The sequence below is a fragment of the Carnobacterium jeotgali MS3 genome (assembly GCF_000745125.1).
In the GTDB taxonomy this organism is placed as follows: domain Bacteria; phylum Bacillota; class Bacilli; order Lactobacillales; family Carnobacteriaceae; genus Carnobacterium_B; species Carnobacterium_B jeotgali.
Window position 1 is genome coordinate 353,968 of the sequence record NZ_JQNF01000003.1, and the last position, 22,400, is coordinate 376,367.

At 36.1% G+C, this 22,400-nt stretch carries 22 protein-coding genes; 3 read left to right on the forward strand and 19 right to left on the reverse strand.

Annotated elements, in window-relative coordinates; genetic code table 11:
• Positions 1 to 277: 277 nt before the first annotated feature.
• The 3 genes from BP18_RS01810 to BP18_RS01820 form a co-directional block, all read right to left on the reverse strand.
• Positions 278 to 946: a P-II family nitrogen regulator gene (locus BP18_RS01810; protein ID WP_007725195.1), complete on the reverse strand. Its 669-nt coding sequence runs from the start codon at positions 944 to 946 to the stop codon at positions 278 to 280.
• A complete protein-coding gene (locus tag BP18_RS01815) occupies positions 939 to 2,429 on the reverse strand; it encodes a DUF1538 domain-containing protein (RefSeq protein ID WP_029278344.1) in 1,491 nt (496 codons plus the stop codon). Before BP18_RS01815 ends, BP18_RS01810 begins: the two co-directional genes overlap by 8 nt.
• Positions 2,430 to 2,761: 332 nt before the next feature.
• Complete coding sequence (locus BP18_RS01820) at positions 2,762 to 4,024, reverse strand: mechanosensitive ion channel (RefSeq protein WP_029278346.1); 1,263 nt, start codon at positions 4,022 to 4,024, stop codon at positions 2,762 to 2,764.
• A 222-nt stretch (positions 4,025 to 4,246) separates the two neighbouring features.
• Between BP18_RS01820 and BP18_RS01825 the strand changes: the two genes are divergently transcribed.
• On the forward strand, positions 4,247 to 5,596 hold the full coding sequence (locus BP18_RS01825; RefSeq protein ID WP_029278348.1) for an MATE family efflux transporter: 1,350 nt from the start codon (positions 4,247 to 4,249) through the stop codon (positions 5,594 to 5,596).
• Positions 5,597 to 5,856: 260 nt separating this feature from the next.
• Here BP18_RS01825 and BP18_RS01830 read toward each other — a convergent pair whose 3' ends face one another.
• From BP18_RS01830 to BP18_RS01840, 4 genes are all read right to left on the reverse strand, one after another.
• The gene (locus tag BP18_RS01830) at positions 5,857 to 6,726 is read right to left on the reverse strand and encodes a DegV family protein (RefSeq protein ID WP_007720524.1); all 870 of its coding nucleotides are present in this window, start codon (positions 6,724 to 6,726) and stop codon (positions 5,857 to 5,859) included.
• Between the two features lie 55 nt (positions 6,727 to 6,781).
• Positions 6,782 to 7,210 (reverse strand): DUF1801 domain-containing protein, encoded by a 429-nt coding sequence (locus BP18_RS01835; protein WP_007720527.1) that lies wholly within the window; start codon positions 7,208 to 7,210, stop codon positions 6,782 to 6,784.
• A 32-nt stretch (positions 7,211 to 7,242) separates the two neighbouring features.
• The gene (locus tag BP18_RS12515) at positions 7,243 to 7,413 is read right to left on the reverse strand and encodes a hypothetical protein (RefSeq protein ID WP_007720535.1); all 171 of its coding nucleotides are present in this window, start codon (positions 7,411 to 7,413) and stop codon (positions 7,243 to 7,245) included.
• Positions 7,414 to 7,648: 235 nt separating this feature from the next.
• Entirely contained in the window at positions 7,649 to 8,071 is a 423-nt protein-coding gene (locus BP18_RS01840; protein ID WP_007720539.1) for a VOC family protein, read from the reverse strand.
• A gap of 221 nt (positions 8,072 to 8,292) precedes the next feature.
• On the opposite strand from BP18_RS01840, the gene BP18_RS01845 reads away from it, so the two are divergent.
• On the forward strand, positions 8,293 to 9,132 hold the full coding sequence (locus BP18_RS01845; RefSeq protein ID WP_007720541.1) for a glycosyltransferase family 8 protein: 840 nt from the start codon (positions 8,293 to 8,295) through the stop codon (positions 9,130 to 9,132).
• Between the two features lie 204 nt (positions 9,133 to 9,336).
• On the opposite strand, the gene BP18_RS01850 is transcribed toward BP18_RS01845, so the two are convergent.
• The 10 genes from BP18_RS01850 to gatC all read right to left on the reverse strand — a co-directional run bounded on the left by BP18_RS01850 (position 9,337) and on the right by gatC (position 19,798).
• Complete coding sequence (locus BP18_RS01850; RefSeq protein WP_007720544.1) at positions 9,337 to 9,618, reverse strand: DUF503 domain-containing protein; 282 nt, start codon at positions 9,616 to 9,618, stop codon at positions 9,337 to 9,339.
• A 39-nt stretch (positions 9,619 to 9,657) separates the two neighbouring features.
• Complete coding sequence (locus BP18_RS01855) at positions 9,658 to 10,377, reverse strand: pseudouridine synthase (protein ID WP_029278350.1); 720 nt, start codon at positions 10,375 to 10,377, stop codon at positions 9,658 to 9,660.
• A 387-nt stretch (positions 10,378 to 10,764) separates the two neighbouring features.
• Positions 10,765 to 11,844, reverse strand: a complete 1,080-nt coding sequence (locus tag BP18_RS01860) for a S66 family peptidase (protein ID WP_007720550.1) — start codon at positions 11,842 to 11,844, stop codon at positions 10,765 to 10,767.
• Between the two features lie 659 nt (positions 11,845 to 12,503).
• Positions 12,504 to 12,653, reverse strand: a complete 150-nt coding sequence (locus BP18_RS12700; RefSeq protein ID WP_007720557.1) for a hypothetical protein — start codon at positions 12,651 to 12,653, stop codon at positions 12,504 to 12,506.
• Positions 12,654 to 12,960: 307 nt separating this feature from the next.
• Positions 12,961 to 13,620 (reverse strand): DNA alkylation repair protein, encoded by a 660-nt coding sequence (locus BP18_RS01870; protein ID WP_007720559.1) that lies wholly within the window; start codon positions 13,618 to 13,620, stop codon positions 12,961 to 12,963.
• Between the two features lie 199 nt (positions 13,621 to 13,819).
• Entirely contained in the window at positions 13,820 to 15,196 is a 1,377-nt protein-coding gene (gene rlmD, locus BP18_RS01875; protein WP_007720561.1) for a 23S rRNA (uracil(1939)-C(5))-methyltransferase RlmD, read from the reverse strand.
• A gap of 308 nt (positions 15,197 to 15,504) precedes the next feature.
• Complete coding sequence (locus BP18_RS01880; RefSeq protein ID WP_007720562.1) at positions 15,505 to 16,560, reverse strand: diacylglycerol kinase; 1,056 nt, start codon at positions 16,558 to 16,560, stop codon at positions 15,505 to 15,507.
• A 30-nt stretch (positions 16,561 to 16,590) separates the two neighbouring features.
• Positions 16,591 to 18,021 carry an Asp-tRNA(Asn)/Glu-tRNA(Gln) amidotransferase subunit GatB gene (gatB, locus tag BP18_RS01885; RefSeq protein ID WP_007720564.1) on the reverse strand — a complete coding sequence of 477 codons (1,431 nt, stop codon included), beginning with the start codon at positions 18,019 to 18,021 and terminating at the stop codon, positions 16,591 to 16,593.
• A 15-nt stretch (positions 18,022 to 18,036) separates the two neighbouring features.
• Entirely contained in the window at positions 18,037 to 19,491 is a 1,455-nt protein-coding gene (gene gatA, locus BP18_RS01890) for an Asp-tRNA(Asn)/Glu-tRNA(Gln) amidotransferase subunit GatA (protein WP_029278353.1), read from the reverse strand.
• A 1-nt stretch (position 19,492) separates the two neighbouring features.
• Positions 19,493 to 19,798 (reverse strand): Asp-tRNA(Asn)/Glu-tRNA(Gln) amidotransferase subunit GatC, encoded by a 306-nt coding sequence (gene gatC, locus BP18_RS01895; RefSeq protein ID WP_007720571.1) that lies wholly within the window; start codon positions 19,796 to 19,798, stop codon positions 19,493 to 19,495.
• 208 nt (positions 19,799 to 20,006) lie between these two features.
• Here gatC and BP18_RS01900 point away from each other — a divergent pair, with 208 nt between their 5' ends.
• Entirely contained in the window at positions 20,007 to 20,747 is a 741-nt protein-coding gene (locus BP18_RS01900) for an alpha/beta fold hydrolase (RefSeq protein ID WP_007720574.1), read from the forward strand.
• Positions 20,748 to 20,825: 78 nt separating this feature from the next.
• On the opposite strand, the gene BP18_RS01905 is transcribed toward BP18_RS01900, so the two are convergent.
• Positions 20,826 to 21,251, reverse strand: a complete 426-nt coding sequence (locus tag BP18_RS01905) for a PaaI family thioesterase (RefSeq protein WP_007720576.1) — start codon at positions 21,249 to 21,251, stop codon at positions 20,826 to 20,828.
• 53 nt (positions 21,252 to 21,304) lie between these two features.
• The gene (locus tag BP18_RS01910) at positions 21,305 to 22,387 is read right to left on the reverse strand and encodes an acyl-CoA dehydrogenase family protein (protein WP_231549411.1); all 1,083 of its coding nucleotides are present in this window, start codon (positions 22,385 to 22,387) and stop codon (positions 21,305 to 21,307) included.
• Positions 22,388 to 22,400: the final 13 nt, after the last annotated feature.

The window sequence follows — 22,400 nt, forward strand, 5'->3', positions numbered from 1 at the left end:
AATTTTCTAAGTTGTAACTTCCTTAATAGTTATTATAAACCATCTTATATCAGATAGCATTTCATATGGTTCTCTTTATGTAGTAACACATCTTTTGAAGAAACTTTAAATATCGAACTCAAACTATACTTAATATATTAGTCTACATAGCATTTATTTTCAATTTACTTTTCTTCAGTATTCAATAAAAAAAGCAAAAAAACCAATTTATCTTAAAATAAATTGGTTTTTTTGCTTTTAAAATAGTTAAATTTAAACGCCGAACTCCGCATCCTTATTAAAATAGGCCTCTTGTGTTGGTTACGTCTACTGTGAAGAGTACGCCGTTTCCGGGTTGTTCAATTTTTAGTGCGTTACTAATTGATGCCACTACAGCATCTGTTGTGTGTTGTTCTGTAAGGATCATTACGACTTCTTTTTCTGGTTCGATGTCCATTGAGAAAAGTCGGCTTGTCTCGTGACTCCCAGAACCACGGGCATTGATAACCGTTCCTCCTTGAGACCCAGCTGCAACAGCCGCGTCAATAACTTCTTCTGCTTGACCACGATCAACAATCGTAAATATAGCTTGATGCATATTATCCTCAACCTTTCTGCCGTGAGCATCTTGATTATAGACACAATTCCGGTTTCCTAATAAGTTTGCAAGAGGGATCGTAAATGCAATTCCTCTATTTCTTTTTTTTAATTGTAATTTTTCAGTTAATGCTTCCAATGCTTCTTCAGCTGTATCTTTTCGAGCAGCCATCATTAAAATTTCTTTTCTTACTTCTTCCAGACCAAAAAACTTTAATGCTGAATTTGATGCTGTGCCTAAACCTCGAAAAACGGTTCCTCCTGATACACCCGTCTTCTTAGCAATTTGCAAGGCTCTACTACCTACACCCTTATTGACAACTAAGAAAAGCAAATCATAGTCTATACCTTCAATTACTGTATTACTCATTCGCGTGGAGTCCTCCCTTACGAGATTTAATTTTAAATAATATACCAAGTATTTCTAAAGTAATAATTGGCATCATAGCCACCATTGCAATCATACCAAATCCGTCTAATAAGACATCTGCTCCCTCGATTGATTCAGCTGCTCCTTGAACGAATGCTAAAATAAAGGTTGCTGTCATTGGTCCAGAAGCTACTCCACCAGCATCAAATGCCATTCCGACAAACATTTTTGGCGTGACATACATCAATCCAATAGCCAAAATGTATCCTGGTAAAATGAAGTGCCATAATTGTAAGCCTGGAACTAAGATACGAATCATAGATAACAGAACCGCTAATCCAACACCAATAGATAAGGCTGTCAGAACAACTTTTCTTGTTACATAGCCATTTGTTACATCTTCAATTTGATGAGTTAAAACATAAACAGCTGGTTCAGCTAATATGGTTACGATTCCTAGTACGAAAGCAACAATCAAGACAAAAATACTGCTGTCCAATGCCGCTACTGTATATCCTACCACACTTCCGACCTCCATGAAACCAGCATTTACCCCAACTAAGAAAATAACTAAACCAATGAAAACGTAAAGGACACCTTTCATAATTTTAGCTAGCTTTTTCTTCGATAATTTCAAGAAAAAGAATTGATACAACAAGAAAATAGAAACAATAGGGACTAAAGCAATCAATATTTCTTTCATAATAATAGGGAAATGATGAATAAATGGTGCAATAACCGATTCAGTTCCCGTTAAATCTACTGCTAAACTGCCGGAAAGTTCATCTTGTTTCCCAAAAATATTCATCAACATTACTGCGATAATGGCTCCTGAAGAAGAAATAGCCACTAAACCAAAACTATCTTTTTCAGATGCTTTTCCATTTTTTTTCAAATTTGATACACCTAATGCTAAAGCCAACATAAAAGGTACCGTTAGCGCACCTGTAGTTGCTCCTGAAGCATCAAATGCGATTGCTAAAAATTCATTTGATGTAAATAAAGCTAGTAAAAAGATGACAGTGTAAATTCCAGTTAGTAATTTGTACAACGGAATATTAAATACAATACGCAGCAATCCAATTGTCATCATTACTGCAATTCCAATAGAAACATAAATCAAGATGCTCATATTCGGAATTGCTCCTCCAGTCACATCGGCGATCTGGTTCGCTAAAATGTGCAGATCGGGTTCAGCTATTGAGATGAAGAATCCTAGTACGACTCCTGCAATAGCGACAATCCAAACTTTATTGCTCTTGGCGATGCCTTTTCCTAAGTTCGTTCCAATCGGGCTAATTCCTATATCGGTTCCCAGTAAAAAAATGGCTAATCCAACAACAATAAATAAAGCACCTAATAAAAAACGTAACAATAAATTGGTTTCAAGTGGCGCTATAGTGAAATGTAAAATTAAAACGATCACAACAATTGGTAAAACAGAGAGTAAAACTTCTTTAAATTTTTCTGTAAGTATATTCAAATAAACGACACTTCCTTCCTTATTTTGGTAATTTAGCTTATACATGGTAAGAATTGCTGAAGAAAACAAAAAGATGATTGATTAGGAACAAACCCTCTTTTTTATTATATATCTGAAGACCCAATAGTTTGATTTAAAACAGTTTTTTGCTTTCATCAACCATCCATGCAAGTACCCACTGTATCAGCATATTCTAAGTGTAACATAAAATTAACCTTAAATAAAATCTGAATTCTTGTATTTTTCCATTCTTTACTAGACAGTTTGTGTGGGAAAATAAAAAAAGCCGAACTTCTTAGATTAGAAGTTCGACTTTTTATCAATTGACTTGTTTATAAAGTAGGACCTTGATCATTTGATGAATTATTTTCTTTATCCATTTTTCTATCTAATTTAGCCAATTGACTTTTAGCGAAGTCGCGTCCGCCAATACCAAACGCAATGGCAAAGGCAACAGATAACGCACCCAAGATTAAGATAAAGGCTAAGTTAACAATACTTGTAGCAAATTGTAATTGATCTAATGCCATGAATACAGAGAGAACGATTAAGATATATTTCAAAATTTCACCAGCAAATTTATTCCCAGTTGATTTTTTGATTAATCCTCCTAATGCAGTTCCACCTACAACACCGATTCCTAAGATGATTAAAGCACTAAGAACAAGTGGCAAGTATGCGATGATTGCTTGACCAATAGTGTTTAAGACTTTTAAGTTTAATACATTTAAAGCTTCAACTAAGAAGAACACACCAATAACGACAGCAACAATTTGGCCAATAATCTTAGCTAAATCAAAATTCATATTTCCTGAATTTTTCACGTATCTTGTTAAGTTATTGATACCTGAACTTGAAAGTAAATCAGTTAACAATTCACCAACAAATTTAGCAATAGCGATTCCAACAGCTAATAAGATTACCGCTACAATAATATTTGGAATAGCCGCTAAAACTTGGTTTAATACGCCAACGATTGGACGAGAAATCGAGTCAATATTCAATGTTTCTAAAGCAATCGTAACGATTGGAATCAAGATAATAATATAAACAATGTTTCCTAATACTTTAGCCATTGTACTCTTTTGGCTAGCACTTGGTGTTGCATCTATATCTGTTTTAGAACTTGTAAGTTTAGATACCCATTTATCAACATCTAATGTTAAAGCTAAGTTGTAAACGAGATTTTTAACAAAACGAGCCACAATTACTCCAATAGCAATGATGACGATAGCTGCGAACAAGTTAGGCAAGAAGTTCAAAGCCGTATCAAACATATTAGAAATTGGTCGAGCGACTGCATCTAGTCCCAACATGCCTAAGATACCTGGTAAGAATAATAACCATACTAAGAAATAAAGGACTTGTGCTAAGGAGTCGATGGTTTTATCCGCTTGTTCTTGCGAATTCGATACACCCCATTTAGTTAATAGTTTGCCAAATCCGGCTGCTTTCAATCCTTTTTGAACAGCCTTTTTAACTACTGTAGCAATAATCCATGCAAGTAATAATAGCAAGATAGCTCCTAAAAGTGTTGGCAGAAAATCAAAAAAAGAATTTAAGCCAGAATTAAATGAATTTGTTACATTGTTCATACTCAACATCTCCTCTTCTTTATAATGTGTCTTTACACTCATTAGTATAGCTGATGTAATTTTTTAAACAAAATAATACGCATTGTCAATTAACTGTTTTCCACACAAAAAAGTTAACATTCCTATCTTACCAACATTTAAAAGACTTTTTCCATTGACTTAAACTCCTATCATTGTTATATTTTAACGAGTGTTTACACAATTTTTTTGAAAAGAAGGTGCATGATTATTAATAAAAATCGGCTCGAAACAGATTCTATTCCAAAACTGTTAGCAGAGTTTTCAATACCAGCCATTATTGGGATGTTGGTTAATGCTATTTATAACATCGTTGACCGTATTTTTATTGGGAATGATCCGGAATTAGGTTCTATGGGATTAGCTGCTGTTTCTATTACATACCCGGTGACATTAGTCTTACTGGCATTTGCCTTAATGGTAGGTGTTGGAGGATCGACTCGTTTCTCCATTAGTCTGGGTAAAAAAGAAAATGAAAAAGCTAAATTCTTTTTAGGAAACGGAGTAACATTAGCTATCATGGCTGGACTGCTCTTTATGATTTTAGGGAACGTTTTTATCGAACCTATCTTACGTATCCTAGGTGCCAGCAGTGCTGTTCTGCCTTATGCTACAGATTACCTAAGCGTCATTTTATATGGTGCTGTCTTCCAAAGTGTCGCGATGGCCTTGAACAATTTTTCAAGAGCAGATGGAAATCCACGCAACTCCATGATCAGTATGATGATTGGTGCTGGATTTAATATCATTTTTGATTACATCTTTATCGTACAAATGGGTTGGGGTATGAAAGGAGCTGCTTATGCAACAATTGGTGGTCAATTTCTTTCGATGACTTGGCAACTTGCTTATTTCTTAGGACCTAAAGCCAATGTTCAATTGGCCATTCAAAATATGAAACTAAAGGCAGCTTATGTAAAAGACATTTTAACTACTGGCATACCAGCATTCTTACTTCAAATTGCTAATAGTGTACTGAATATTGTCATCAATGCCAGTTTAGTTGCATATGGCGGAGATATCGCCATATCCGTTGCGGGAATCATCACCAGTGCAACAACTATCATTATTATGATGGTTTCTGGGTTGATTCAAGGTCTGCAACCCATTATCAGTTACAATACAGGTGCGGATCGAACCGACCGTGTAAAAGAAGCGTTGAAAATAGCCAGCATTATTGGTGGAATCATCAGTACTATTGGTTTCTTGGTTTTTCAATTTTATCCTGAATTTGTCATTACCTTATTTAACCAAGAAACAGCCGTTGTTGACTTAGGTGTCAACGCTATTCGCATATGGACCGCTGCTTTCCCACTAGTTGGTATCCAAATTGTTTGGGCTAGTTACTTTCAAGCTGTCGGAAAAGTGCGATTGGCCAGCTTTTTAAATTTAGCCCGCCAAATCATCTTTTTGATTCCTTTAATTTTAATCCTGTCTCCTATTTTCGAACTTAATGGGATTTATGTATCTGTTCCGCTTGCTGAGGGATTGGCGTTTGTAGTTACCTTTATCTTTTTAAAAAGTCAGTTCAAAACAACTCAACACCCGCTTTAATCATACAAAAAGACTCGAGATAACTTCTTCAAGTTGTCTCGAGTCTTTTTTTGTATAGTTAGCTATGTCGCTGAAGCCGACCGGCAGTTTGCATGGTACAGTGGAGAGAAAATTTGGTTTCACTGTATCCTGCACAGGTCTTGCACAAACAAGTGACGCATGAACGTGGTCTCACTGTATCATGGAACCCGACTGCACGATACAGTGACGCAAAAAAAACAGTTCACTCTATCGTGCAATCCGAAAAGAGTGAACTATTTTTAGTTTTGATACCATTCTGGGCGTTCATCAAAGTAAAAGACACCAATACCGCCGATTCCAATGTGCGTTCCAAGCACTGCACCAATTCTAAATACTTGCGTTTGGCAATCTGGTAGTGCTTTTTTAATCATTGCTTCAACTTTCCTAGCTGTTTCTTCATCATCGCCATGACTAATGCCAATGGTTTGATCTTTAAAGTTGTCGGCCCCTTGTTTCACATCGTCAATTAGTTTCTTGTAGAGCTTTTTCTCCCCACGAACGAGTTTGCTCAATTGTATAAAGCCATCTTTGATTGTTAAATAAGGTTTGATATTCAGCGCTGTTCCTACGTAGCCAGCCGTTTTGTTCACACGTCCGCCTTTAACCAGCCAATCTAATTCTCTTAAGGTGAATTTATAGTGGACATGTTCGATATTCCATTCCATTTGGCTAACAACTTTTTCAAACGATTCACCAGCTTCAATCATTTTTAAAGCCTGCAGCGCAATCAAAGCTCCTCCGCCAGCTCCACCTCTTGAATCGATTAACGCAATTTTCCGCTCGGGGTTAGTCTTTTTGTATTCTTCAATGATCTGGTAAGCAAATTGATACGTTCCAGACATTTCTGATGAAAAAGTCAGATAAATCATATCTTCATTTTTTAGAATATTTTTATCTACTGCTTTCGTAAGAGATTCATACGAAATTTGAGACGTTTTTGGCACTACTCCTGAGCGCATCGCTTCGTAAACTGCGTCTACTGTTATTTCCTCACCATCCAAATACGTTTGATTTTCTAACGTTATGCTCAGAGGAATAACATCAAAATCATACTGCTGCTCCATTTCTAAGTTTTGATCACACGTTGTATCAATCATTAATTTTGTCAATTTTCTCTCACCTTATCTTCTTAAATTTACCAAACAACTTTTTTTATGCTAACCCTTATTTTGAATCAGGATAAGTTTTTTTAATGTAGTTAACGCTGTCTTGTACTAACTCTTTCAATACAGCTGGATCAATGTCAGAAACTTTTTTAATGTACAAACAACCTTTTCCCATTTTATGCTTACCTAATCGGCTAAGCTTTTCTTCTCTTATTTCGTCTTCTGGTTGAGAAAGATAAATACTGATTTGCGCTTTTCTAGGGGAAAAGCCAATTGGAGCAGCATCCCCTTCATGACCGCTTGCATATTTGTAATGATAGCGACCAAAACCAATAATGTTCGCTCCCCACATTTTAGGTTCATAACCTGTCTCTGCACTAAATAATTGAATCAACTGATGTGCATCTTGACGCTTCTTCTCGTCTTCAATTTCTTCTACAAATTTTGAAACATTTCCTGCTGTTTCTTGCAGTTTATTTTCAGCCATTTTAAAGCCCCCTCATTCGTCTTCCTTTTTATTTATTGTGCTGTTTTTTTCAGTTTTAGTGCCTCTTCAACAGTCAACGATTGAGTAAAATAGTTAGCACAGACTGAAACCAAATGTTGGAGAGGATCTGTTCCATAAATTTTTTGCGTCTTTTTCATTTGTCTTAAAAAGAGAGAATCATTATTTTTTAAGTCTTTATTCATTTTAGAGGAAACCGCTTTACTTATAGCTTTACTTATAATAGAAGAAACAAGTTAATCGGGTAAGTTGAGTGTCACATCATCAGCCATATGTGGCGATGGTCCATTCGTTAAAGCTGTAATTATCAAGTAACTCTTTCATTACCGTTTAGTCCTATTCTACCGTATTTCAATCCATTCGTAAAATCGGCAAAAAAGACATAAGAGATTTAACTTCTTATGCCTCTTCATTTGATACTTAAGCTTGCATTCCACTCATATCTGCATACATGACTTCCCATAGATGTCCGTCTAGATCTTTAAAACGGCGATAGTACATCATAGCTTCTTCTTCGTCACTTAATTTAGTTGTTTTGTCTACTGCTCCATTGTTAATAGCTTTGGTCAATAATTCATCAACTACTTCTTTTGATTCCACTTGGATAGCAATAATCACTTCATTTTCCTTTGAAGTATCGGCTATTCCCAGATGGGTAAAACTCGTAAAAAATGCTTCTGTTAACAGCATCACAAAAATTGATTCATTAATAATTAAGCTCGCACCTTTGTCATCTTTGAAATTTTCATCGAACTCAAATCCAAGTGCACTAAAAAAAGCAATCGATTTCGTAAGATCCTTAACCGGTAAATTCATATATATCGCTTGCACTCCAACCGTCATTTCTCACACCTCCTTTGTTTGGATAATTTATTCATTATCAGTATACTCGTAATATTGCTCTTTTACCAAACAGCTGTTTTGCATATTTCCTTGGTCTATTACCATAAGCTAGGCGTTTTGTTTGATTATTTGGCAGCAAAAGCTTATGCTTAAATCACTCATTACCTATTAACTGGCACAAAAGAACCCATTAGTTCTGTGCTTATAAAGGAGAAAACACTATGATTGATCAAGATATTACAATTGTTTCAGCTACAGATGACGGATTTGTGCCTCATTTAGCGACATTATTTTTATCGATTTTAAAAACAAAAAAAGACGAAACAAAGATCAACTTTTATGTGATCGACGACAATATATCTTTGACCTCTAAAGATGCTCTAAACCGCATGATAAATGAATACAATGCTTCGATAAGCTATTTGCAAATTGATACGCTCAAATTTGAAGATATGGTAGAAAGCGACCGTATTCCTAAAACGGCTTACTTCAGAATTGCGATTCCTAACTACCTTAAACATACCGTTATTAAACGAGCTATTTATTTGGATTGCGATATCATTGCTAAGGAAGATATTGAAAATATTTGGAACATCGATTTAGGTGACAACTTATTAGCAGCCGTTGAAGATGCTGGTTTCCATGCCCGATTAGATGCAATGGAAATTGACGCTGAGTCAAATACTTATTTTAATTCTGGTATGATGATTATTGATGTTGAAAAGTGGCGCGCAGAAAAGATATCTGAGCAAGTGCTAAAATTTGCTACTGAAAATTCAGATGAGTTAAGATTCCACGACCAAGATGCGCTGAATGCTATTTTGCATGACCGCTGGTTGGTTCTTCATCCTAGATGGAATGCACAAGCCTACATTATCACGAAAGAAAAAAAACACCCAACTAAAATTGGGAACCTAGAATACACAGAAGCTCGTAATGAACCCGCTTTGATTCACTATAGCGGTCATGTCAAACCATGGCAAAGTGAGTCGGATCACCCTTTCCGTGATGAGTATTTAAATGTTCGAGCTGAAACGCCCTTTCCTATGGAAGAGGACTAAAATTAAAAGAGGAACAAAGGACGGTTAGATTCCTTTGTTCCTCTTTTTGATTGTTCAAATATTTCTACTAAACTCATCAATTATTGTTAATCCTCATGGTAGTTACAATTGGATTAAGCACGTTCCGTATGCGTAAATTTATAGAACTTAAATGGGGTTTATGTAACATACGGACATTATTTGTAAAATTTTATCGTACTATCCTCAGAGTTCTATTCGTTCAATGGAATGGATTTCAACTTCTCCGTTGTCTTCAATCTCTTGGATTACTTGATCCAATATTTGTTGGCTCAACTTACGATTGTTGCTCACTACAGCTATTCCCAATACACCTTGGTTCAACGTATCTTGAGCTTCAACTTCAGAAATACTGACATTGAACTTATTTTGAGATTTTTTAATAATGCTCTTTATTACACTGCGTTTATCTTTTAACGAATAAGAGTTGTAAATGAGAAATGATACTTTCATACCCAAGATAATCATAGTTAGTCTCCTTTACTTCGCACCGTTAGTCTCAATGTATTATTTAAAATATGGTTTTAGAGCTACTAACTCTTCTGCATGTAAGGGACGGTAAGATCCCAGCGACAATGTTTTATCTAACTGCAAAGGACCCATTGAAAGTCGTTTCAGGTAAATAACTTTTTTCCCAACAGATAAAAACATCTTTTTCACTTGATGAAATTTGCCTTCGCTAATTTCCAATAACACTCTGCTTTCAGTGTCACTTTGACTAAGAATGGTCAACTGAGCTGGCTTGCATATGACACCTCCGTCAAAAACAATGCCCGCCGTGAAGGCTAATTGGTCGTCATCTGTTACTCGTTCATTGACCACGACTTCATAGCATTTAGTCACTTCTTTTTTTGGAATCAACAATTGATAACCCAATTGTCCATTATTGGTCAACAGAAGCAATCCTTCTGTGTCTTTATCTAAACGTCCCACTGGAAATAAACCTGGCACGCGTTGTGAAGGTTCAATTAAATCAATAACTGTCTGATTCACCGCATCGGACACTGCACTAACCACGCCTGCTGGCTTATGCAACATATAATAGACATGTGGCTGGTAATCGATAGGTACTCCAGCAACGGTCACTTCTTGCATTTGCGGATCTACATTAAGACTATCCACCATAATCGTCTGGCCGTTCACTTGAACTTGCTTGCTTTTGAGTAGTCGTTTGACTGTACGGCGTGAACCAAACCCTGTTTCAAATAATAATTTATCTAACCGCATCCTCTTGCTCCTTCTACTTCTTCTGTATCGCAACTTCTTCTTATGTTTTATAGCTATAGAATACGGTACAACCCCTTAGCTTGTCAATGTGCAAAATTAATTAACTAAACGGTTTTTTACGGTCTTTTTTTGGGATTGCTTGATAGAGTGAGCTGGTTTTTCTGCTTCACTGTAACATGCAACCTACTTCCATGATACAGTGACAACAATTTAACTCGTCACTTGTTCGTGCAACGCTTTTCCATGTTACAGTGGAGCCCAATGCCCCCTCCACTGTAACGTGCACATTACTTTCAAATGAAATGCAGCCTAAAAAAATAGGAATCAAGACAATAAATGCCTCAATACCCATTTAGTAGTGCATCTGTTAATTGTTTAGTTGAGTTCTTAGTTTTTTTGAAAATATGGCTCGTCTAGTAGAATGGTTTTTTCATTTAGATTCAGAGTTGCTTTTATTCCATAAGGCAATGCACATCTTGGATAAGCATGACCGAAATTAACATTATACAAAATTGGCAACTTTTCATCGTCTATTACATTTAGATAGATATTCTTATACTCTTCGTAGTAAGCTTCATCTTGTGGTTTACCAATGATCAATCCGTTGATGACAGAAAAAATCCCGTTTTCTTTTAAGGTTTCCAACATCTTCTTTAATACACCAGGAGTCGGTTTTTCTTCACTGGTTTCTAGAAATAAAATTTTTCCTTTCCATTCATTTATTGAAGGAAAGAGTTGATATTTTTTACAAATTTCTGCTTCATCTGGATACCGTTCTCCAACTAATAGATCACAGAAACTTTCTATGCACCCACCCAGCAATGAACCTGAAAAGACTCCAGTTCCTTGTAAAACCTCATAGCCATGCTTTTCAGTATGTTGCACACGCTGTTTTCCTAAGGCTTTTTTGGAGAAATCACTCCGCTCTTCATACCAGAATGGGCTTGAATAGATTTCTTTTTGTTCATGACCTTTTAAATAACTTTGTAAAGTCTTTTTTGTATAAGGCAATAATTCAGTAGCCAATTCTGCGATGTCTGTAATAAAACTAGGTCCGTAAAAGGAAACCATTCCTAATTTGTAAAACATCAAATGGTTGATCGTCGAATCAGAAAAGCCAGTAAATAATTTTGAATTTTCTTGAACATTATGTATAAACGCTGTATCTTCAAATAGGTACGGCAGTAAACGGTAGGTATCGTCGCCTCCAATCGCTGCTATTATCCCTTTAATCGTTGTATCTTGAAAAGCGTCTTTAAGATCTTGGGCTCGCGCCTCTGGATGATCTCTTAGATACTCTGTTCCTTTAAGTGTATTTGTCATAAAAACAGCTTCTAACCCTAATTCTTCTAACCGTTTTGTTCCTAAATTAAGTTGGTGGGCACAGGATTCTTCACCTAGAATCCCGCTTGAAAGGCTTATTACGGCTACTTTGTCTCCCTTTTTTAGAGCATGGGGTTTTCTCATGAGTTCCCTCCTAGAAATTTTGTTTGCACTAGTGCTGCTATCAAAATAATTTCAATCTATATCATAAAGATATGAAATCACTTTAGACACAATAAAAAAGTAACCACAATAAAGTATTAAAAAATAGCTCCAAGAATAAATATCAGGGCCTACGGTTAAAAAATCTAATTGTGGCATATGACTTTGCGTAATAGTCGTTAACAGAAGAGACAAGATCACTCTTAAAATTAATAGTATAGAATCTACAAATTCTTCAATCATTTTACACCTCTATATTAGTATACTCTCATTATAAAATTAGTCTTAGTAATAAACCAACTATAAATTTCTTTTTTTTTTTTCAATTCGTCTAATTTCTTCACCATCTATTTTTTTCTTCTTAGTAAATAAACTATTTTGTAGACCAACTTCCTATCCAACAAAAAAGAATCAGAAGTACTCGAACCTGATTAAAATTTTAATACTGTTCACTAATCATTAATACAAAAAAATAGTATTCCCATCCATACTAATAGAGCTAGCTATTCCCTTTTTCCTTAGTTGATTAATCATATGCTACTCTCTCCTAGCTGACAGTTTTCTTATTACCTATATTTCAGATAACCATTATGCATCTTATTTTTTTGACCGTTTATTAAATTTTGAATGAGCCTTTATTTCTACAAATCTGATTTGCGAAGTAGGCAATAGCCAATCAGGATTAATATATATCCTAATCCAATTTTTTGGGTTAATACTTCAAAAATTGCGATACCAAAAATTAAAGTAGCTGAAATTTGATACCCTTGAGATTTTGTTATTCTTTTCACCTTAAACTCCTCCATAAACAATTATAAAAATTCCCTCTTACAAAATTATCTATGAAATTGCTGAATATAAAAAGCACTTATTCGTTTACACGTTAGCAACCATCAGTTGCGCCTTTGCTGTAGCAACGTTTGTAGCCTTTTTAAAGTTAAATTGTTTTTCATCAAAATTGACTAACTATTTTAGAAATCCTTTATTGATGTTTTTATGTCTAGTAATCTAACTAGAGTATTCTCTAACCTTCAATATTATTTAAACTCTTTTCTGACCTTATAAAGTAAAAACAACCCATCCTTTAGAATGAGTTGTTCAGATATACTTGCTTGCTTCTCTTATGCTTAGGTTACTCATTTCACCAGAGTGCTTGTTAATGAAGCTTCTTACCCATTCAGGATTTACTTTGGAATAATCTCGCAAGCTCCAGCCAATTGCCTTATTGATAAAGAACTCATCGCTTCCAAAATTGTTCGTAATAATCTCTTCTAACAATTCTGTTTTTGTTTTTTCTTTTCTGCCAAGTTGATGGTTGATTGCCAATCTTCTTACCCAAAAGTCTTCATCTTCAGACCATTCCAACATTAAACTGTCGACCCTGCTATTTCTAAGACCTATATTTCCAATAATCTTATTAAAAAAATCAATCGTATCCCACCATTGTTTTACTTTAATATAGTTCGTTATTTTGGGTATATCCTCATAAGTAAGATAATTATTCAAAGCAATCAAATAATCCAACACCAAATAGTGCAACTCTCTATGCTCATCTTCATAACATTTATCAAGAAAATTCCAGTCAATAGTCTTAGTCATTTTCTCTTCTTTGATAAATGATTTATAAACTTCTTTTCTTATTGGAGATGGTACACCATAAAAACGAAACTGATTTCTCATATACTTTTCCATCGATTCAGCCTTAGCTTTATCTTCAATTTGTTCAAATTGATCTTTTATAAACAAATATTTATCCATAAGACTATCCTCTCAATCATTTTGTATTCATTATAAATAGTATAAATCATTTGATTTCCATTCACAATAAATAGCTTGATGTTTAAAACTTACTAGCAAATCCGTCTATTCCATAAAAAATTCCTATTAAATCATTAAAAAGATTTAGTAAGAAAAAAACACCCCATTCGTTAGAATGGAGTGTTCAGCAATTTAATATTTAGTCACGAACTAGTAATGCAACACTTTCCACATGAGTGGTTTGAGGGAAAAGATCTACAGGTTGAACTTTTTTAACTGTATATCCGCCTTCTGTAAGTAAAGCTAAGTCACGTGCTAATGTTGCTGGGTTACAACTCACGTAAACCATTTTTGTTGGTTTCATTGCAATAACGGCTTCAGTAAATTCTTTTTCAAGACCTTTACGAGGAGGGTCAACAACTAATAAGTCAGCTGTGCGTCCTTCTTCACTCCATTGAACCATAACTTCTTCAGCAGCACCTGCTTCAAATGTTACATTTTCAATATTGTTTAGTTCCGCATTTGCTTTAGCATTTACTACTGCTGGCTCAATTATTTCAATTCCATAAACATGTTTAGCATTTTTAGCTAATGTTAATGCAATCGTACCAATTCCACTATAAGCATCAATAACGGTTTCTTCACCTGTTAATTCAGCGAAATCTAAAACGGTTTGATACAATTTTTCTGTTTGTTGTGGATTCACTTGGTAGAATGAACGATGAGAAATCTCAAACGTGTTACCTAACAATGTGTCTTTGTATTTGTCTTCGCCATATAAAACAATAGCATCATCACCCATAATTACGTTCGTATGTTTAGGGTTAACGTTTTGTACAATGCTGACAACTTCTGGAATGGCTTCAATAATATCTGGAATGATTTTGCTTGTTGGGAACAATTTAGCTGTTCTCGTTACTAATACAATCATAATTTCCCCAGTGTAATAACCACGACGAACGATAATGTGACGCAAGTTCCCAGTGTTTTCATTTTCGTTGTATGGTTTAACACCATATTCACGCATGATATCACGGACTGCAATAATCGTTTCATCAATTTTAGGATCTTGGATGTAGAAGTTTTCCATTGGAATGACTTCATGACTATTTTTACGGAAAAAGCCCGTTGTCAATTTATCGTTGATTTTACGTACGGGTATTTGCGCTTTGTTACGGTAACCTGATGGATTAGCCATCCCAATCGTGTCATATACCGGTACTTCTGGTAATTTTGCAATACGTTGCATACTGTTCATAACTTGTTGTTTTTTAAAGTTTAATTGTGCTGGGTATCTCATGTGTTGCAACGGCGTAATCCCTACACGCGTATAATTTTCATCTTGAATGACTACACGGTCTTCACTTGAGTTCAAACGGTTCATTACTTTTGCATAACCAAAAGATTTCCCAGTTTTGTGAATTTTCACTTCAACTTGTTCACCAGGTAAAGCATTTTCAATAAATAATGAATAGCCTTGGATTCTTGCTACCCCCATACCCTCATGTGTTAAGTCTTCAATTTTAACGGTGTGTTTTTCATTCTTTTTAACTGGTACTACTTTATCTATTTTCATAAAAAAATCTCCCTTCAATGACCTTGTTTAGTGTCTTATGTTTGAATAATCTGCAATTGACTATTCTTCGTCAGTTAGTACGCCAGATATTTGATACTTTCTATCATCCACTTAACTGGGAGTGTTCCTGACTCGACCGGCTAAAACAGGATGGGAATAAAATACGTTGTTATCTAATGAGTCTAATCTACCTAATAATAGAACCTTTTTAGCTATCTGAAAAGGTTTCTTCCAGTTCTCACAATTTCGAAATAGAGTACTGACTTACAATTATACAAGAAAAGCTGTTTTAATTCAAAGTTTTTTCTTTATTTCTCATTTGCTTCTTTTTTTGACGAATAAACTTCACCGTCTCCATTAATATCGCTGTTGGTCAATTCTTCAACCTCTTTGATAAAAGCATCTTCTACATCTTCAGCAGCTGCATCTTTTTGTTCCACTGCTTTTTGGAGATCAGCTGTGGATGCAATGATTTCAATGTGTTGATGCAAGTTTGTAAACGTAACCGGTGCATCGCCACCGTATTCGCCATCCAAGTTGATCATCATTTTAGAGAAGTCGCCGGAACGGGCAACTATTTTGCTTGTTTTTTTGTAAATGATTTTTGAATTCGTAATATGCTTTCCGCCATTTAAGACTTGAGCTACTAAATACATCATATCTGCCAAATTAGATGTTTTTACGATAATAAGTGTGAATTTCCCATCATCCAATAAAGCATCTGGGGCAATCTGTTCAAATCCACCGATGGAATTGGTCAAAGCTACTAAAAACATGGTAGCTTCTCCTTCAAATATGCCATCATCGTATTCAATATGCATGGGGATTGGTTTAATCCGTGGCAACATTTCCGCGCCTTTAACAAAGTAGGCTAAGTACCCAAAGACTGATTTTAATTGTGACGGAACATCGTACGTTAATTCGGTCAGCATGCCACCGCCGCCGATGTTTATGAAGTAAGACAAATTTTCTCCCATTACAGCTTCGCCCACATCCATGAAGAACGATTGATCTTTTTGAATAATTTTTGCAGCTTCTACTAAATTGTTTCTCGGAATGTGTAAAGCTCTAGCGTAATCATTTGTTGTTCCAGCAGGGATGATAGCCAACTTTGGTCTTTTGTCCAATCCAGCTATTCCGTTTACGACTTCATTAATTGTTCCGTCTCCGCCTGCTGCCACTATCAAATCAAAGCCAGCTTTTGCAGCTCTTTCAGCTTCAAATTGAGCAGAATGCGGTTTCGGTGTTGTCGCATATGCACTCGTTTCGTATCCTGCATCTTCATAAACTTGTAAGATTTCGACTAGATTTTTTTTCACCATTTCACGACCCGAAGTGGGATTATAAATCACTCTTGCTCGCATAAAATTACTCCTTTACTATCACTCCAATTTTTAGCGTTTGCTCAATTCATCATTCAATAACTTGTTGACGACTCCTGGGTTAGCTTGTCCTTTAGTGGCTTTCATGATTTGTCCAACTAAGAAACCGACAGCACGGTCTTTTCCATTTTTAAAATCTTCAATGGATTGTTCATTTTTATCTAAGATATCATTGATAATCGGTAACAGTTTAGCTGGATCGCTTAATTGTACCCATCCATTAGCTTCAACGACTCCTTGAGCGTCTCCACCTTTTAGAATCAATTCGCGGAATACTTTCTTCGCTATTTTCGAACTGATGGTTCCATCGGCAATCAAATTGATCATGCCAGCTAAGTTTTCAGTTGTTAATTGAGTATCATGCAATTCAAGTTTTTCACTGTTCAAGTAAGCTGAAACTTCACCCATTAACCAGTTAGAAGCTTGTTTTGCATCTGCTCCATTGGCTAGTGTACCTTCAAAGAAATCAGACATTTCTTTTGTCGCAGTTAAAACCATTGCATCATATTCCGGCAATCCCAGTTCACTGATGTACCGAATACGGCGATCTTTCGGCATTTCTGGAATTGTTTCTTTCACACGATCAATCCATTTTTGATCAATGACAATATTTGGTAGATCCGGTTCTGGGAAATAACGGTAATCGCTTGAACCTTCTTTGACACGCATCAAAAGAGTGTCTCCAGTCGCTTCATCGTACCGTCTAGTTTCTTGTTGAATCACTCCGCCAGATAAAAGAACTTTTTCTTGGCGTTTTTCTTCAAAAGCTAATCCGCGACGAACAAAGTTAAATGAATTCAAGTTTTTCAATTCTGTTTTTGTCCCAAATTTTTCTTGCCCAATTGGACGAATTGAAATATTTGCATCACAACGCATTGAACCTTCTTCCATTTTCACATCACTAACGCCTGTGTATTGAATAATTTGCTTGATTGCTTCTAAATAGGCGTAGGCTTCTTCAGGTGAGCGCATATCGGCTTCTGATACAATTTCAATCAATGGTGTTCCTTGACGGTTTAAGTCCACGTAAGAATAGCCATCTGTCCCGTGAGTGTTTTTCCCAGCATCTTCTTCCAAATGAACGCGTTCGATACGGATTTTCTTTTTCTTACCTTCAACTTCAACTTCAATCCAGCCGTCATGTCCAATCGGTTGGTCAAATTGCGAGATTTGATAAGCTTTTGGATTATCCGGGTAAAAATAGTTTTTACGGTCGAATTTGGTATCCGTTGAGATTTCACAGTTTAACGCTAAAGCAGCTTTCATTCCAAATTCAATCGCGCCTTTATTGATAACGGGTAAAACTCCTGGATAACCCCAGTCGATAACGTTTGTATTTGTGTTCGGTTCTGCACCAAAATGAGCTGGAGCAGGTGAGAACATTTTTGAGTCGGTTTTTAATTCTACGTGGACTTCAAGTCCGATTACTGTTTCAAAGTTCATATCGATTCTCTCCTCCTACAAATTTGGTTTTTCTTTATGGAAATCAGTCGCTTGTTCAAAGGCATAAGCTGCTTTATAAATTGTTTGTTCATCGAAATGTTTCCCAATCAATTGCAAACCAACTGGCAGGTCATTTGAAAAACCACAAGGAATAGAAATAGCTGGTACGCCTGCTAAATTAACTGGTACTGTTAAGATATCGCTTAGGTACATCGCAATTGGATCATCAATTTGCTCACCGATTCCAAAGGCTGTAGTCGGTGTTGTTGGTCCTAAAATCAAATCATACTCTTTAAACACATTATCAAAGTCTTGTCTGATCAACGTTCTGGTTTGTCCAGCTTTTTTAAAGTGAGCGTCATAAAACCCTGAACTTAATGAGAATGTTCCAAGCATGATACGGCGTTTAACTTCCATTCCAAAACCTTCTGTACGTGATTTAACGAAAACTTCTTCAAGTGTTTTAGCTTCTGTTGAACGGTACCCATAGCGAACGCCGTCAAACCGTTGCAAGTTTGACGAAGCCTCTGAAGACGCGATGATATAGTAAGCTGGCACACCGTATTTTGAATGCGGTAAGCTAACTTCTTCAACAATTGCCCCTAATGATTTGAACGTTTCGATAGCTTTAAGAACCGCTTCTTTAACGCCTACTTCTAAGCCTTTTTCATTCAAGTATTCTGTTGGAACACCAATTTTCATTCCTTTAACGCCTGCTTCAATACCCGCAGTGAAATCTGGAACAGCTCCTTCATAACTCATAGAGTCATTCGCATCATGTCCGCTAATAGCATTCAGAACTAATGCGTTATCTTTAACTGTACGCGTAAATGGTCCAATTTGGTCTAAACTTGATCCAAAAGCAATCAATCCAAAACGTGATACACGGCCATAAGTTGGTTTCATCCCAACGATACCAGTAAAGGCTGCTGGTTGACGGATTGATCCACCCGTATCCGTACCTAAAGACACTGGTATTTGACCGGCTGCAACTGCTGCAGCAGAGCCGCCTGAAGAACCACCAGGGACTTTATCAAGATTCCAAGGATTACGTGTTTTTTTGTAATAAGACGTTTCAGTACTTCCGCCCATCGCAAATTCATCCATGTTCAATTTCCCAACTGGAATCATAGTTGCTTCTTTTATTTTTTTCGTAACCGTCGCGTCATAAATTGGAATAAAGTCTTCCAAAATCTTACTAGCTGCGGTCGTACGTGTGCCATCTGTGATGATGTTGTCTTTGATTCCAATCGGTATACCTGAAAGCACATTTATTGGATTGATGCCTTCTTCGTCTACTTTGCGTGCTTGTTCAAGAGCTTCTTCTTCTGTTAATGTAATAAACGCACCAATTTTTTCTTCTGTTTCATTAATGCGAGCAAATACAGCTTTTACTACTTCTTGAGCCGTCACTTCTTTTTTGACAAGCATGTCATGCAATTCTTCGACTGTATAGTTAGTGATATTCATATTACGCGCCTGCCTCCCCATTTTCCATTATTGCAGGAACTTTAATTAAGCCATCTTTTTCAGTTTTAACGTTTTTAAACAACAATTCGCGGTCTGTTCCTGGAACGGCTTTGTCCTCACGCATCACGTTGTAAGTACGTAAACCATGAACTGTTACCGGTACATTTTCAGTATCTAGTTCATCTAATTGTTCAACCATATCTATGATTGCATCCATTTGTTTTGTAAACTGAGCAATGCCTTTATCGCTAATTTCTAGTTTTGCTAATTTTGCGACGTGTTTTACGTCCTCTTCAGTAATAGCCATCGGTTTGTTCACTCGCTTTCTTTGAATAATTTATCTTAGTTCAAACTCCCTTACTATAATACCATAAACCACTTATCTGCTGTACGTTGAATTTACTTTGCTTAAAAATAAATGAAAGTCTATTTATTAAAAAACAAAAAAATATGACCTGTGCTAATCTATTCACTTAATCCTACTAGTTTGATATGATAGCTGCGAGGTGGATAAATTGGAAATAACCATTCGTAAAAGAACACTAGGAACTATACCGTTATTGGAAGTCGTCCCAAGGAAGAAGCGAAATGATCTATTGCCGCTGATTGTTTATTATCATGGCTGGCAATCATCAAAAGAATTAAATTTGACGCAAGCACGCTATTTAGCCCAGCAAGGATTCCGCGTTTTGTTGCCTGATGCTATGAATCACGGAGCGAGAAAACAGCCCGTTTCAAAAATTCCTTCTTTAACTTTTTGGCAAAGTATTCAAACGAATTTATTTGAATTCGGTTTTATTATTGATTATTTTCGTAAAATCGGATTTGTGGATGACGTGATTGGGGTTGGTGGAACATCGATGGGCGGCATTACGACATGTGCCTTATTGACCCATCATCCTGAAATTAAAGCAGCAGCTTGTGTGATGGGTTCGCCCAAATTACTGGCTTACCAAGAACGAATTGTGGAGCATGCTGCAAAATTAAAGCGCTACTTGCCACAAGACTATTATGACTTATTGAACTGGATCCCAAATTATGATTTATCGCTACGCCCTGAAACTTTGCAAGGCCGACCTTTATTCATTTGGCATGGAAAACAAGACCAAATTGTACCGTACCAACATGTTGCTGATTTTGCAGAGGAACAAAAAAATCTGTCAAATATCTACTTTACAGACGAAGACGAAGTTCATTTGGTAAAAACAAACACAATGCGAGAAGTAACGTCATTTTTTGTTCATGAATTGATGTAAAAAAAATGTGGCTAGGGAATATTATCCTAGCCGCATTTTTTGTTTTATTGTGTTAATTTTTTAATCTCGCATGTACCTCTATTTCTTAAACATAGCGTCTTCTATTTTGACTGGAACCCATGTACCGGTTGCTTTAGCAATGAGCTTTCCAGTTGCTTTGTCTGTGACAGATGCTTCGACAATAATTAACTGCTTTCCAGGCTTGATTACTTGGGCTGTGGCAATTAGTTCATCTGCAACTGCTGGTCGAAGGAAATGCATGGTCAACTCAGAAGTCACAACTTGGTAATTTTCCGGTACAATCGTGACTGCTGCTGCTCCTCCGGCCGAATCAGCCAACGTCGTAACCACTCCGCCGTGAAAGTATCCTAAATGTTGCGTCAACCATTCTTCTCTCTTCAAAGAAAGGACAGCTTTTCCTGTCTCAATATGTTCCAACTTTCCGCCAAGTGCCTTTAAAAAGGATTGGTTTTCATTTTTTCTTTTTTCATAAGTTTGATCCATAAAAATAACCTACTTTCATGATGGTAATTTTGTCCATTGCTTACTAATTTTTTTCAAATAAAAATCAGGTGATTCACCACGGAATTTGCTGCTTCAGAAATACTCTTGTATCTCCTCAAAACATTATCAGTTGGTAGTGTGGCAAATCCAAAGATACCAAGGATACCGTTAATTATTTCTTCTGACACTGCCATAGCTTTAAATTTTAATTGGGTTACTTCTATTGTTTGAAGTTCTGCTTGCTGAAGTATGAAGAAAAAATAATGTTCAGTGACTTCTAATTCCGTTTTATATTGAGCAAATTGTTGTCGGATGTAAGGTGCATCCATGAAACGTTGTCCGAAACGATTCGTTTCTAGCGCGTGCTCAAGTCCTTGATCAAATACAGCTCGTGTACTACCCAACAACAATGAGGCTAATAAAAGATTCCAAAAATCAAGAACTTGATTGAATACTTTGTATTGGTTTTGTAGACTGCCTAAAAATTGATCTTCTCCCACCGTTAAATTTTTCATCGTAAGAGTAGCCGTACGTAAAGGACTTTCGCTTTTTTTACTTTCATCATAATTAACCGTAATACCGCGCATATTCTTTTCTAATAAAAACAGCCCATACTGGTCTTCTGCTTGAAAAGGAACATCAATCTTCCCAAGCATAAGAAAAAGATCAGCGTCCTCAGTACAGACAACGTCTTCTTTTACTCCATTAATTACCCAACGCTCCTTTTTCCTACGTGCAACCGTTTGCATTCTTTTGAGTTCAAAACCCGATTCTAGTTCTTTACTGGCAAAAGTCGCAAATAAATTTCCTTCTATTAGTTTAGCTAAGTACATTTCTTTTTGTCTATCCGTCGTAGAAAATTTTAAGGTTAGGATTCCAAATAAAATTTTACTCATAAAATAGCACGCTAAAGTAGGAAAGTACTGTGAAAGAGTGTAAATAAATTCGCCTAATGCTGGTATTGTTTCTTCAGCGATTTCCTTTTCAGCAATTTCTTTATACAATCCTTTTTCTTTAAAATAATGTTCCCATTTTCGAAAATCCTCAGAGGTATATGGACGAGCAATCGTGTCTTTCGCTATTTCTTGACCGAGGTACCCTTTGAGATCTTCTGTGCAAGAATTAATGATATTCACATTCAACGCTCCT

Excerpts from the sequence above, each read along its gene's own strand:
- BP18_RS01880 (WP_007720562.1), bottom strand. The coding sequence starts at position 16,560 with ATGCGAGCAAGAGTGATTTATAATCCCACTTCGGGTCGTGAAATGGTG.
- BP18_RS12515 (WP_007720535.1), bottom strand. The coding sequence starts at position 7,413 with ATGAATAAAGACTTAAAAAATAATGATTCTCTCTTTTTAAGACAAATG.
- rlmD (WP_007720561.1), bottom strand. The coding sequence starts at position 15,196 with ATGAAAATAGATAAAGTAGTACCAGTTAAAAAGAATGAAAAACACACC.
- BP18_RS01820 (WP_029278346.1), bottom strand. The coding sequence starts at position 4,024 with ATGAACAATGTAACAAATTCATTTAATTCTGGCTTAAATTCTTTTTTT.
- BP18_RS01810 (WP_007725195.1), bottom strand. The coding sequence starts at position 946 with ATGAGTAATACAGTAATTGAAGGTATAGACTATGATTTGCTTTTCTTA.
- gatB (WP_007720564.1), bottom strand. The coding sequence starts at position 18,021 with ATGAACTTTGAAACAGTAATCGGACTTGAAGTCCACGTAGAATTAAAA.
- gatC (WP_007720571.1), bottom strand. The coding sequence starts at position 19,798 with ATGGCTATTACTGAAGAGGACGTAAAACACGTCGCAAAATTAGCAAAA.
- BP18_RS01870 (WP_007720559.1), bottom strand. The coding sequence starts at position 13,620 with ATGGATAAATATTTGTTTATAAAAGATCAATTTGAACAAATTGAAGAT.
- gatA (WP_029278353.1), bottom strand. The coding sequence starts at position 19,491 with ATGAATATCACTAACTATACAGTCGAAGAATTGCATGACATGCTTGTC.
- BP18_RS01835 (WP_007720527.1), bottom strand. The coding sequence starts at position 7,210 with ATGGCTGAAAATAAACTGCAAGAAACAGCAGGAAATGTTTCAAAATTT.
- BP18_RS01845 (WP_007720541.1), top strand. The coding sequence starts at position 8,293 with ATGATTGATCAAGATATTACAATTGTTTCAGCTACAGATGACGGATTT.
- BP18_RS01905 (WP_007720576.1), bottom strand. The coding sequence starts at position 21,251 with ATGGATCAAACTTATGAAAAAAGAAAAAATGAAAACCAATCCTTTTTA.
- BP18_RS01850 (WP_007720544.1), bottom strand. The coding sequence starts at position 9,618 with ATGATTATCTTGGGTATGAAAGTATCATTTCTCATTTACAACTCTTAT.
- BP18_RS01840 (WP_007720539.1), bottom strand. The coding sequence starts at position 8,071 with ATGACGGTTGGAGTGCAAGCGATATATATGAATTTACCGGTTAAGGAT.
- BP18_RS01860 (WP_007720550.1), bottom strand. The coding sequence starts at position 11,844 with ATGAGAAAACCCCATGCTCTAAAAAAGGGAGACAAAGTAGCCGTAATA.
- BP18_RS01825 (WP_029278348.1), top strand. The coding sequence starts at position 4,247 with ATGATTATTAATAAAAATCGGCTCGAAACAGATTCTATTCCAAAACTG.
- BP18_RS01855 (WP_029278350.1), bottom strand. The coding sequence starts at position 10,377 with ATGCGGTTAGATAAATTATTATTTGAAACAGGGTTTGGTTCACGCCGT.